This window comes from Neobacillus drentensis (assembly GCF_036965425.1).
GTDB lineage: Bacteria > Bacillota > Bacilli > Bacillales > Cytobacillaceae > Neobacillus > Neobacillus drentensis_F.
This window is the reverse complement of record NZ_JBALPP010000107.1, coordinates 37,162-49,965: the sequence shown is the minus strand read 5'-3', so window position 1 is coordinate 49,965 and position 12,804 is coordinate 37,162. Positions and strand designations below refer to the sequence as shown.

The 12,804-nt window shown below is 39.9% G+C and carries 12 protein-coding genes; all 12 read left to right on the top strand.

Going from position 1 to position 12,804, the window contains the following annotated elements:
• The first annotated feature begins 8 nt into the window (after positions 1 to 8).
• The 12 genes from V7161_RS23285 to V7161_RS23230 all read left to right on the top strand — a co-directional run bounded on the left by V7161_RS23285 (position 9) and on the right by V7161_RS23230 (position 12,727).
• Entirely contained in the window at positions 9 to 1,094 is a 1,086-nt protein-coding gene (locus V7161_RS23285; protein WP_335715219.1) for a BMP family lipoprotein, read from the top strand.
• Positions 1,095 to 1,306: 212 nt separating this feature from the next.
• Positions 1,307 to 2,842 carry an ABC transporter ATP-binding protein gene (locus tag V7161_RS23280; RefSeq protein WP_335715218.1) on the top strand — a complete coding sequence of 512 codons (1,536 nt, stop codon included), beginning with the start codon at positions 1,307 to 1,309 and terminating at the stop codon, positions 2,840 to 2,842.
• Positions 2,835 to 3,884 carry an ABC transporter permease gene (locus V7161_RS23275; RefSeq protein WP_335715217.1) on the top strand — a complete coding sequence of 350 codons (1,050 nt, stop codon included), beginning with the start codon at positions 2,835 to 2,837 and terminating at the stop codon, positions 3,882 to 3,884. Before V7161_RS23280 ends, V7161_RS23275 begins: the two co-directional genes overlap by 8 nt.
• A 1-nt stretch (position 3,885) precedes the next feature.
• Complete coding sequence (locus V7161_RS23270; RefSeq protein WP_335715216.1) at positions 3,886 to 4,845, top strand: ABC transporter permease; 960 nt, start codon at positions 3,886 to 3,888, stop codon at positions 4,843 to 4,845.
• A gap of 406 nt (positions 4,846 to 5,251) precedes the next feature.
• The gene (gene yfmF / locus V7161_RS23265) at positions 5,252 to 6,532 is read left to right on the top strand and encodes an EF-P 5-aminopentanol modification-associated protein YfmF (RefSeq protein ID WP_335715214.1); all 1,281 of its coding nucleotides are present in this window, start codon (positions 5,252 to 5,254) and stop codon (positions 6,530 to 6,532) included.
• Positions 6,532 to 7,827 carry an EF-P 5-aminopentanol modification-associated protein YfmH gene (gene yfmH / locus V7161_RS23260; RefSeq protein WP_335715213.1) on the top strand — a complete coding sequence of 432 codons (1,296 nt, stop codon included), beginning with the start codon at positions 6,532 to 6,534 and terminating at the stop codon, positions 7,825 to 7,827. The genes yfmF and yfmH overlap by 1 nt, the downstream gene beginning before the upstream one ends.
• A 68-nt stretch (positions 7,828 to 7,895) precedes the next feature.
• Positions 7,896 to 8,618, top strand: coding sequence for an elongation factor P 5-aminopentanone reductase (ymfI, locus tag V7161_RS23255; protein ID WP_335715212.1), 723 nt, complete (start codon positions 7,896 to 7,898; stop codon positions 8,616 to 8,618).
• A gap of 80 nt (positions 8,619 to 8,698) precedes the next feature.
• Positions 8,699 to 8,950 (top strand): DUF3243 domain-containing protein, encoded by a 252-nt coding sequence (locus V7161_RS23250; RefSeq protein WP_223588455.1) that lies wholly within the window; start codon positions 8,699 to 8,701, stop codon positions 8,948 to 8,950.
• Between the two features lie 153 nt (positions 8,951 to 9,103).
• Positions 9,104 to 9,892, top strand: a complete 789-nt coding sequence (locus V7161_RS23245; protein WP_223588453.1) for a DUF3388 domain-containing protein — start codon at positions 9,104 to 9,106, stop codon at positions 9,890 to 9,892.
• Between the two features lie 21 nt (positions 9,893 to 9,913).
• Positions 9,914 to 10,804 (top strand): helix-turn-helix domain-containing protein, encoded by an 891-nt coding sequence (locus V7161_RS23240; protein WP_335715211.1) that lies wholly within the window; start codon positions 9,914 to 9,916, stop codon positions 10,802 to 10,804.
• A gap of 69 nt (positions 10,805 to 10,873) precedes the next feature.
• Entirely contained in the window at positions 10,874 to 11,458 is a 585-nt protein-coding gene (pgsA, locus tag V7161_RS23235) for a CDP-diacylglycerol--glycerol-3-phosphate 3-phosphatidyltransferase (protein WP_223588449.1), read from the top strand.
• 18 nt (positions 11,459 to 11,476) lie between these two features.
• The gene (locus V7161_RS23230) at positions 11,477 to 12,727 is read left to right on the top strand and encodes a competence/damage-inducible protein A (protein ID WP_335715210.1); all 1,251 of its coding nucleotides are present in this window, start codon (positions 11,477 to 11,479) and stop codon (positions 12,725 to 12,727) included.
• Positions 12,728 to 12,804: the final 77 nt, after the last annotated feature.

The window sequence follows — 12,804 nt, the reverse complement described above, 5'->3', positions numbered from 1 at the left end:
ACAATAACTTGAAAATGCGTAAAGTTGGAATGGCGCTATCATTAGTTCTTGCTGCTGGAACACTTTTAGGTGCTTGTGGAAAAAGTGATGATAACAAAGGTACCGAAACATCTAAAGGTGGAGAAAAGGCAAAGAAATTCTCTGTAGCAATGGTTACTGATGTCGGCGGTGTCGATGACAAATCCTTTAACCAATCTGCATGGGAAGGTCTCCAAAAATTCGGTCAAGACAACGGAATGAAAAAAGGTAAGGGCGGCTATGATTACCTTCAATCCAAATCTGACGCAGATTACTCTACAAACCTAAACACTCTTGTACGTCAAGATTTCGATTTAGTATACGGAATCGGCTTCTTAATGCAGGCTGCAGTTGAAGAAATCGCGAAACAGCAAAAGGATGCACAATTCGCCATCATCGATGCTGAAGTTAAACAACCAAATGTTGCGAGCGTACTTTTCAAAGAGCAAGAAGCAGCATTCCTTGCTGGTGTAGCAGCTGCACTTCAAACAAAATCTAACCACATCGGTTTCATCGGTGGTATGGAAATCCCTGTAATTGAACGTTTTGAATCTGGTTTCTTAGCTGGTGTAAAGGCAGCTAAACCTGAGGTTAAAGTGGATGTTCAATATTCTGGTGCATTTGATAAAGCGGAACTTGGACAATCCATCGCATCTAAAATGTATTCTTCTGGCGCGGATGTAATTTTCCACGCAGCTGGCGCTACTGGAAACGGATTATTCAAAGAAGCAGTTGACCGTAAGGCAAAAGACCCTAGCAAAGAAATTTGGGCCATTGGTGTAGACCGTGACCAAAACGACATGGGTCCAGATGTAGTTCTTACTTCAGCTCTTAAGCGTGTAGACGTAGCGGTGCAAGACCTTTCTAAGAAGGCTATGGACGGCAAATTCCCTGGCGGTGAAATCGCACTTTACGGTATGGCTGAGGATGGTGTAGGCTTAGCCCCAATTAACAGCAAAGCTTCCAACAAAGATGCAATTGAAGCAGCCATTAAAGATTGGTCTGAAAAAATTAAATCAGGTGCTGTAAAAGTTCCTGGAACTCGTGATGAATTAAAGAATTTTAGCGCAAAATAATTGACATAAAAGGAATAAGTGGGATAAAAACCTTCCTGCTTATTCCTTCTTAATGAAAATCCTAACTGAAGTGTAGAATGATATTCTACTTTTCATTTAAGATTTTTTATGGGGGAAAATTTCCCTGTTTTTTTAAAACATTTGAAAGGTCTGACCTCTTACTACTCTTGGTCGAAATTTCCTTTTACCTTTATCACAGGGAGTGAGAAAAAATGGAATATGTAATTGAGATGCTTAACATCCGTAAAGAGTTTGGCGGCTTTGTTGCGAATGATAACATTACCCTTCAATTGAAAAAGGGAGAAATTCATGCTTTACTCGGTGAAAATGGAGCGGGTAAATCCACTTTAATGAACGTGCTATTTGGACTTTATCAGCCAGAACAAGGTGAAATCCGAGTGAAAGGTAACCAAGTTAACATTACCAATCCTAATATCGCGAATGAATTAGGGATTGGAATGGTGCACCAGCACTTTATGCTTGTAGATACCTTTACCGTTACTGAAAATATTATCCTTGGACGGGAAGTTACAACTGCCGGCAGGATTGATATTAAAAAGGCAGAACAAGAAGTACGGCAAATTTCTGAACGATATGGATTAGCGGTGGACCCGCAAGCCAAAATCTCTGATATTACAGTTGGTATGCAGCAAAGGGTTGAGATTTTAAAAACCCTTTATCGTGGCGCGGAAATTCTCATTTTTGACGAGCCGTCGGCTGTATTAACTCCTCAGGAAATCAAAGAATTAATGCAAATCATGAAAACGCTTATAAAGGAAGGAAAATCCATTATTCTCATTACCCATAAGTTAAAAGAGATTATGGAAGTGGCGGATCGCTGTACCGTTATTCGTAAAGGTAAAGGGATTGGAACTGTGAATGTAAGTGAAACCAATCCAAATGAACTAGCAAGCCTTATGGTAGGGCGTGAGGTTGTCTTTAAAACGGAAAAGAAGGAAGCAGAACCAAAACAAAATGTTCTGGAAGTGAATGATTTAGTCGTGAAGGATACCCGCGGCGTATCGATTGTTAACGGCCTAACTCTTGATGTAAGAGCTGGAGAAATTGTCGGAATTGCAGGTATTGATGGAAATGGTCAATCAGAATTAATTGAGGCCATTACTGGTCTGCGCAAATCAGAAAGTGGCAGCGTCAAATTAAATGGAAAAGAATTATTGAATATGACACCGAGAAAAATTACCGAATCTGGCGTTGGTCACATTCCTCAAGACCGCCATAAACATGGACTAGTTTTAAATTATCCAATTGGCGAGAACATAGTTTTACAGAATTATTATAAAAAGCCATATTCCAAAAATGGAGTTCTTAACTTCCGAGAAATATATAAACAGGCCAAGAAAATAATTAGCGAATTTGACGTTCGAACTCCAAGTGAATATACCTTAGCTCGTGCTCTTTCAGGAGGAAACCAGCAAAAAGCGATCATCGGACGGGAAGTGGACCGCAATCCAGACTTGCTAATTGCTGCACAGCCTACCCGGGGCTTGGATGTTGGTGCAATCGAATTTATTCACAAACGCTTAATTGAACAGCGGGATAATGGAAAAGCAGTCTTGCTTCTATCCTTTGAATTAGACGAAATTATGAATGTCAGCGACCGGATTGCCGTTATATACGAGGGGAAAATCGTAGCTGTTGTTAATCCAAAAGATACAACTGAACAAGAACTAGGATTATTGATGGCTGGATCGAATAGAAAGGAAGCGGGTGAAGGAACGCATGTCTAAACGCTTAACAGGCATTTTAACGCCAATTATTGCAGTTTTATTGGGTATTATTGTCGGAACGATTATTATGCTAGCCAGCGGGTATAATCCCGTAGACGCCTACACCGCCTTATGGAATGGGGCTTTTGGCGAAACCTATTATGTTGGGGAAGTAATCAGACAATTTACACCATATATTTTAGCTGGTTTAGCGGTAGCATTTGCTTTCCGTGTAGGATTATTTAATATCGGAGTTGAGGGACAATTTATTGTAGGCTGGCTGGCTTCAGTATGGGTCGGTGTAGCGTTTGATCTTCCGCGTGTTATCCATTTGCCGCTTGCTATTTTAGCAGCGATGGTTGCGGGAGCACTTTGGGCCTTTATTCCTGGCTTTTTAAAAGCACGTTTTCGTGTTCATGAAGTAATTGTAACAATCATGATGAACTATGTGGCTCTTCATACAACCAACTATATTATTAGAAACGTACTTGCTGCAAAAAGCGGTGACAAAACGGAACAAATTCATGAGTCCGCATCACTGCGTTCAGAATTTCTTCAAAGTATTACGGATTACTCACGTCTTCATTGGGGAATTATTATCGCAATTGTTTGTTGTATTATTATGTGGTTTTTACTTGAAAGAACAACAAGAGGTTTTGAACTAAGGGCTGTTGGATTTAACCAGCATGCAGCACATTACGCAGGGATGAGTGTTAATAAAAATATTATACTTTCCATGTTAATTTCAGGTGCATTTGCAGGCCTTGCGGGTGCAATGGAAGGGCTCGGCACGTTCGGCTATGCTGCAGTTAAAGGCGGCTTTACCGGTGTCGGCTTTGAAGGAATTGCTGTTGCTCTATTAGGGGCTAACACATCTCTAGGTGTATTTTTCTCCGCTATCTTATTCGGTATTTTAGAGGTTGGAGCTTTGAACATGCCTCTTGAAGCGGGTGTACCAAATGAACTTGTAAGTATCATTATTGCCTTAATTGTATTCTTCGTGGCATCAAGCTACATCATAAGAATATTTCTTGATCGATTCAGTAAAAAGGAGGTGAAGTAAGTTGAGTTTAATGGATATCTTAATGATTGTTGTTCCATCCACGTTGTTGTGGGCAGCTCCACTTGTCTTCACTGCATTAGGCGGAATTTTCTCGGAGCGTTCAGGGGTAGTTAATATTGGACTTGAAGGTTTAATGGTAATCGGAGCCTTTTCATCGATTGTTTTTAACTTAACCTTTGTAGATACCTTCGGAAGTGCAACTCCTTGGATTGCTTTAATCGTTGCCATGGCAGCAGGTGCGGTATTTTCCTTATTTCATGCCGTTGCATCAATCACATTCCGTGCTGACCATACCGTTTCGGGTGTTGCGATTAACTTACTTGCAACAGGACTTACCCTGTTCTTGGTCAAATTAATTTATGATAAAGGTGAAACTGGAATTATCAGCCAAGGTTTCAGAAAGATTGATATCCCGATCTTAAAGGATATCCCTGTTATCGGAAAAATCTTTTTCCAAAATACGTATTGGACATCTTTTCTAGCAATAATAGTTGCCATCATTGTCTGGTTTATTGTATTTAAAACTCCATTCGGTCTTCGACTTCGTTCTGTCGGTGAACACCCAATGGCAGCAGACACAATGGGAATCAACGTTACGAAAATGCGCTATCTTGGCGTTATCATTTCAGGAGCTCTTGGTGGGGTCGGAGGTGCTGTTTATGCACAATCCATTACTTCAAACTTCAGCCACTCTACGATTAGTGGTCAGGGTTTCATGGCGCTAGCAGCAATGATTTTTGGTAAATGGCATCCGCTTGGTGCTCTTGGTGCGGCATTATTCTTTGGCTTCGCACAAAGTATTAGTATCATCGGTTCAAGTTTGCCATTCCTAAAAGAAATTCCAAATGTATATTTGTTAATCGCTCCTTACGTGTTAACTATCTTAGCATTAACCGGATTCATCGGTCGTGCCGATGCACCAAAAGCAGTTGGTACACACTATATTAAAGGAAGCCGTTAAAACAAATTCAAACCCACAGTTCCATGCGAACTGTGGGTTTATTTTTTTATAAAGAAGTTTAATGAAATTCTTAATTATGAAACGCGTTGATTGGAGCGGAAGGTGCGAGACTCCTCGAAAATGCTATCGCATTTCCTTCGTGCGTGGGCGGATTCGAGGATGCAATTCAATGTCCTGCGGGAGGACGGGGCAGGGGAGACCCCACAGGCGCTTTAGCGCCGAGGAGGCTCCCCGGACCGCCCGCGGAAAGCGAAGCGCCTGGAGCACAAATCAACATAAAAGTTTAAGAAATAAGAATTAACGCTTGAATTGACCAAGCTTGGCAAATTATAGTAAAAAGTATAGGTTTCTTTTGAAAGGAAAAGATATAAAGAAAACTGTTCTTACATATTAAGGAGGAAAGTTAATGGAGGGTGCAGTTGAAAAAGTAATCGAAATGCAAGGTTATAAACTCCATATTGTTGAAACAGATAAATATAAAACCAATACTTTTGTATGGAGGATGAAAGCTCCTTTAACAAAAGAGGATGTGACAAAAAGGGCACTTCTGCCACAGGTCTTACAAAGCAGCACGGCCCAATATTCTTCCACGACAGCCTTACGTTCTTATTTAGATGAACTATATGGTGCCACTTTGTTCGTGGATTTAGCTAAGAAAGGCGAATACCATGTAATGAGCTTCTCTTTGGAAATCGCCAATGAGAAATTCTTAAGTGATTCAGAGCCTTTATTAAAAAAGGGATTTGAATTATTGGCGGAAGTATTAACAAAACCAAACACCTCAGGTAGCGCCTTTGATAAAGATACCGTTGAAAAAGAAAAGCGGACCCTAAAGCAGAGGATCCAGTCCGTATATGATGATAAAATGCGGTACTCGAATGTTCGGTTATTAGAGGAAATGTGCAAGGGTGAACCGTATGCCCTCCAGGTAAATGGGGAAGCCCAGGATGTTGATGCAATTACCCCAGAAAATTTATATGAGTTTTATAAACAAGTCTTTTTAGAAGATGAAATGGACCTTTATATTATTGGTGATGTAAAAGAAGAAGAAGTTAAAAAATTTGCTTCAGAATTGCTTCAATTTGAAAATCGGAAGCCAAAAGAGTGTGCAAAACAGGAAGTATCAAAAACTGAAAAGGTCAATGAGGTTAAGGAACAGCAGGATGTAAAGCAAGGGAAATTAAATATGGGCTATCGAACCAATATTGTCTATGGCGATCCTGATTATTTTGCCCTGCAAGTGTTCAATGGCATCTTCGGTGGCTTTTCACACTCCAAATTGTTTATCAATGTCCGTGAAAAGGCAAGTCTTGCCTATTATGCAGCAAGCCGGCTTGAAAGTCATAAAGGCTTGATGATGGTTATGTCAGGGATTGATTTAAAGAACTATGATCAAGCCGTTGGTATTATTAACGAACAAATGGAAGCAATGAAAAATGGAGATTTTTCGGATCAGGAATTGGATCAAACGAAAGCTGTCATCAAAAATCAAATTCTCGAAACCATTGATACCTCTAGAGGGTTAACGGAAATTTTATATCATAATGTCATTTCGGATTCTGATATTAGTCTTGACACATGGCTTTCTGAAATGCAAAAGACTTCGAAGGAAGAAATTACTGCGGTAGCGAAAAAAATTGAGCTTGATACGATTTATTTCCTAACAGGATCGGAGGCGGGTGCATAATGGAAAAAATAAATTTTGACCAGCTTCAGGAAGAGCTATATCATGAAAAATTGCCCAATGGCTTACACGTCTATATTTTGCCAAAGAAGGGTTTTAATAAAACCTATGCGACCTTTACGACAAAGTATGGCTCGGTCGATAATACCTTTGTCCCACTGGGCAAGGATGAGTTTGTAACAGTTCCCGATGGAATTGCTCACTTTTTAGAACATAAATTATTTGAAAAGGAAGACGGGGATGTATTTCAGCAATTCAGCCGGCAGGGAGCTTCTGCCAATGCCTTTACCTCGTTTACCCGGACGGCTTATTTATTCTCAAGTACATCAGATGTCGAAAAGAACCTAGAAACATTGGTTGATTTTGTTCAAGATCCTTATTTTTCTGAAAAAACAGTGGAAAAGGAAAAAGGTATCATCGGTCAAGAAATTACCATGTATGATGATAACCCTGATTGGCGCTTATATTTTGGTTTAATCCAAAACCTTTATAAGAATCACCCTGTTAAAATTGATATTGCCGGAACGATCGAATCAATTTCCCATATCACCAAGGATTGGCTTTATGAATGTTACAATACCTTTTATCATCCAAGCAACATGTTGCTGTTTATTGTTGGGCCAGTGGACCCGGAACGCTTTATGACCCAAGTAAGAGAAAACCAAGCCAAAAAAGAATACAAAGATATGCCAGAAATCAGGCGTAAATTTGATGAAGAACCATCTGGTGCAGCAGAGAAAAAACAGGTGCTGCCAATGAATGTTCAAACATCTAAATGTTTAGTGGGAATTAAAGCGCTTCACGTGGATCAATCAGGCAATGAAATGTTAAAAAATGAATTAACGATGAATGTCCTCCTTGATTTACTGTTTGGAAAAAGCTCAGCAAATTTTGATCAACTGTATAATGAAGGATTAATTGATGAAACGTTTTCCTATGATTATACCCAGGAACAAGGCTTTGGCTTTGCGATGATTGGCGGAGATACTGGCGAACCTGATAAGCTTGCGGAAAAGCTAGAAAAAATGCTTATTGAGGCAAAGAATGGAGCAGCTTTCACGGAAGAACAGTTAGAGAGGACCAAAAAGAAAAAAATCGGAGCATTTTTACGTGCCGTCAATTCACCAGAATACATTGCAAATCAATTTACACGATATGCATTTAACGATATGAATTTATTTGATGTTGTCCCAACGCTTGAAAAAATCACCTTAAAAGATGTACAATCACTGGCATCAGAGGTTATTTCGGAAGAACGTTTTTCTGTATGTCAAGTTATTCCGAAAAACAAGAAATAAGAAAAGCGGAGGCGCCGCACAAGCAGGCGCTTTTTCGCTTTGTCAATTATTTAGAGAGAGTGACGAGAATGAAAAAATATGCATTGATCACGGGGGCGAGCGGCGGAATCGGCCAAGCAGTGGCATATATTCTAGCAGCAAATGGGTACAGCTTATACCTGCATTACAATCAAAACGTAGACTCCATTAAAGCACTATTAGACAAGCTCGTTCAATTTGGCGGAGAATACATGCCGATAAGTGCGGACCTTTCTACCCCGGATGGTTATAAACAAATTTGCCCTCATATCTTTTCGCTGGATGCGATGATCCATTGCGGCGGGAACAGTCAGTACGGCCTCCTTGTTGATTTGGAACAAAGGGATGCAGAAGCCTTATTAAATGTACATGTCCTTAATCCGTTAATGCTGACTAAAGAACTTCTCCCCAAACTTTTAAGTAAAGGGTCAGGCAGTATTATTGTCATTACTTCTATTTGGGGGCAAACTGGTGCTGCCTGTGAGGTAGCCTATTCAACGGCCAAAGGTGCTCAGATTGGTTTTGTAAAGGCGCTTAGTAAGGAGGTAGCCTTAAATGGCATTCGGGTTAATGCCATTGCCCCTGGAGCAATTAATACGCCAATGATGGAAGGATTTTCAGAGGATGAGGTAAAAGGAATTGAATTTGAAATTCCAATGGGAAGATTGGGGCAGCCTGAGGAAATTGCTAAAAGTGTTGCCTTTTTGCTTTCAGAAGAATCAAGTTATATCACCGGCCAAGTCCTTGCCGTTAATGGCGGCTGGTATACATAAAAGTTCACAAGTTTCGATGTATAGTTCATGCCTCCCCATCACAAAATAACCGTGTACCATTTTAAAGGAGGTAATTTACTATGTCAGTTTTAGATAACTGGAAACAGTGGGAAGACTTTCTTGCTAATCGTCTCCATCATGCGCAAGATGAGGGAATGAGTGAGGGGGCAATTAGCAAACTTGCTTATCAAATCGGTGATTATTTAGCAAATCAAGTCGAGCCAAAAAATGAGCAAGAAAGAATTCTATCAGACCTCTGGTCAGTTGCTGACCCACAAGAGCAGCAGGCAATTGCCAATATGATGGTTAAACTTATTAAGAATAATGGATAATCATTAAAAAGAGAGGAGGCAGCTCCTCTCTTTTTATTTCAGAAATATATTCCATGTTTTTTCTTTCATCTTACATCAAAATCATTTATGATAAGGTTTAGATAAAGATATATGAAAAATTTGTCGAAACTTCTTTAGGGGGTAAGCAGTTTTATGAAAAAAGAATGGTATTTAGAATATGAGATTCAAAAAAATCGGCCTGGACTTTTAGGCGACATTTCATCCCTCTTAGGAATGCTTTCTATTAATATTGTAACCATCAACGGAGTAGATGAAGGCAGGCGCGGTCTTTTGATTTTAGCAAAAGATGACGATCAAATTAAACGCCTTGAGTCAATTTTAAATACAATGGACACAATAAAATTAATAAAACTAAGGGAACCAAAACTGCGAGATCGGCTGGCTGTTAGACATGGCCGATATATTCAGAGAGATGCAGATGATAAAAAAACATTCCGCTTTGTAAGGGATGAGCTTGGATTATTAGTTGATTTTATGGCAGAATTGTTTAAGCAGGAGGGGCATAAGCTAATTGGCATTCGCGGCATGCCTCGTGTCGGAAAAACAGAATCAATTGTAGCCTCAAGTGTTTGTGCCAATAAGAGGTGGTTATTCGTCTCTTCTACCCTTTTAAAACAAACAATTCGGAATCAACTAATTGAAGATGAGTACAATGCAGACAACCTATTCATTCTGGATGGAATCGTTTCTACCCGCCGGGCAAACGAACGCCATTGGCAGCTTGTTCGTGAAATTATGCGATTGCCATCTGTTAAAGTAATTGAACACCCTGATATCTTTGTCCAAAACTCAGAGTACACCCTCGATGATTTTGACTATATTATCGAGTTGAGGAATAATGTTGATGAAGAGATTACATATGAAGTAGTGGACCAGAATAATTTATTCTCCGGATCTGATTTTGGAGATTTTGATTTTTAAAAATTGGAAGGTGTTAATAAAGTGACTGAACTAGGGAATCGACTAAAAGAAGCCCGAATAGAAAAAGGATTTAGTTTAGATGATTTACAAACAATGACGAAAATTCAAAAACGATATTTAATCGGCATTGAAGAAGGCAACTATTCAAGTATGCCAGGGAATTTTTATGTCCGTGCTTTCATTAAGCAGTATGCAGAGGCACTTAACCTAAATCCTGATGAAATTTTTGAAACATATAAAAGTGAAATTCCTGCAAGCTTAAATGATGAAATCCCTCAACTTTCTAGGGTTAAAACCCATAAAGCTATTTCGGAAGGGAATTCAAAAATCTTTGATATCCTTCCGAAAGTATTAATTGGTGTTTTTGTCCTTGGCGTTGCTGGTCTATTATATTATTTTCTTTATAATCATGCTGGTAAGAATTCCAATGAATCGTTAAGCAAAGATAACGAACAAGTTAAATTCGTTAAATCAGAGAATCTCGAAAAAGCAAAAGCCAATGAGCTTGAGAAGAAAGATTCTGAAAAAGTAAAGGGAACGAAAAAAGAAGAAGAGAAGCCCCCAGTCGTTGAAGCACCTAAGCAGGAATTATCAGTTGTTCAAAGCAGTGGAAGGAATTCTACTTATTCTTTGAAAAATGCAGAAAAGTTTATTGTGAAATTGGTAGCAACCGGGAAATCTTGGGTTGGTGTTAAAAATAGCACGGGGAAAATGGTTTATCAATGGACTCTTGATAAAGATAAGCTTCCAAGCCAAACAGTAGATTTGACAGCAGAAAGCAATGCTGTTATTCGGGTTGGGAACGCATCGGGCGTTGAAATCTATGTGAATGACCAAAAACTCGAGTACGCTATCGCACCGACGCAAAATGTACAGAACATTACGATTCAATATGTTCCCAAAACCCAATAGTCATCAAATGATGACTATTTTTGGCGTGCCTAATGGTTGTTGCGGTTGCTTATATAGGAGGATACACAAATGAATTTACCTAATAAAATTACGGTTTCAAGAATATTGCTTATTCCATTGTTCTTGATTATCATGCTTGTCCCTTTTGATTGGGGTGACATGACTTTTCTTGGAGCAGACATGCCTGTAACTCATTTTGTTGGAGCTTTGATTTTTATCATTGCGTCGACAACCGACTGGGTTGATGGTCATTATGCCCGTAAATTGAACCTTGTCACTAATATGGGGAAATTTCTTGATCCGCTTGCTGATAAATTACTTGTTTCAGCGGCACTTATTGTTCTCGTTGAGCTTAATGATATCTATGCACCATCGTGGATTGTCATCATTATTATCAGCAGGGAATTTGCTGTAACAGGCCTACGCCTCTTGCTTGCAGGAGAAGGGGAAGTAGTGGCAGCGAATATGCTTGGAAAAATTAAAACCTGGACGCAGATTATCGCGATTTCTTCGCTTTTATTACATAATATTATTTTTGCTATGATTCCATTTCGTTTTGATATCGTTGCGTTATGGGTTGCAATGATATTTACGATTTGGTCCGGCTGGGACTATTTTGCTAAAAACAGTCATGTTTTAAAAAATTCTAAATAGACTTGGGGGCGGTTTATAATGAATGCTGAGATTATCGCGGTTGGTTCAGAGCTGCTGCTCGGTCAAATTGTGAATACGAATGCGCGCTTTTTGTCTCAGCAATTAGCTGGGCTCGGTGTGGATGTTTATTTTCATACAGTCGTTGGTGATAATCCGGACAGGCTTAAAAGCGCGATTGAAATTGCTGAAAAGCGTTCGCAAATCATTATTTTTACTGGCGGTCTCGGACCCACTAAAGATGATTTGACGAAGGAAACGATTGCCCGCCATCTAGGCAAAGAACTGGCAATGGATGAAACGGCTTTAGCTTCGATTGAGGATTATTTCAAGCGGACAAACCGGGTAATGACTGAAAACAACCGAAAGCAGGCTCTTGTATTAGCGGGGTCGCATATTTTACCGAATGACCATGGGATGGCGCCTGGGATGGTACTCGAGCAGGACGCACATATTTATATGCTGCTGCCAGGGCCTCCAAAGGAATTGGAGCCGATGTTCCTTCATTATGGAAGGAAAGCACTTTCTCCTGATGGGGATTCCAATGAGAAGATTGTTTCGCGAGTTTTGCGGTTTTTCGGTATAGGTGAAGCGGCATTGGAAACGGAGATATTGGATTTAATTGACGCGCAAAGCAATCCAACGATTGCTCCTCTTGCAGGAGATGGAGAGGTTACCTTAAGGCTAACAGCTAAGCATGTGGATGAAACTGTTGCAGGTTCAATGCTTGATGATGTGGAACGTAAGATAAATCAGCGCGTTGGCGAGTTTTTATATGGCTATGACAAAACTTCTCTTTTAAATGAATTGACCAAAATGTTAAAAGATAAGAAATTAACGATAACGGCTGCTGAGAGTTTAACAGGCGGGATGTTCCAAAAGGAAATTACCTCGGTTTCAGGAGCTAGCTCTGTTTTTAACGGCGGTGTAGTCTGCTATTCAAACGAAGTAAAGCATCAGGTTATGAAGGTTTCGGCTGAGACACTTGATAAGTTTGGTGCCGTAAGTGAACAATGTGCTTTGGAATTGGCGGAAAACGCAGCGTCGATTTTTGGTGCGGATATTGGGATTAGTTTTACCGGTGTGGCCGGTCCTGATGAGTTAGAGGGTAAGCCGGTAGGTACGGTTTACATTGGAATCTCGATAAAAGGAATGCCAACAGCGGTTGAAAAGCTTGTGCTTGCTGGCACTCGGGAAGCAAACAGGGTCCGTGCTGTTAAGTATGGATGCTATTATTTAATAAAGAAGTTGAAAGAATCACAGAATGCTTAATAAGGTTCTGTGATTTTTTTATGGATAAATTTGGCGTTTCATTGCCCGTGTGAGTGGAAAAAGCATTCGGAAGGTAA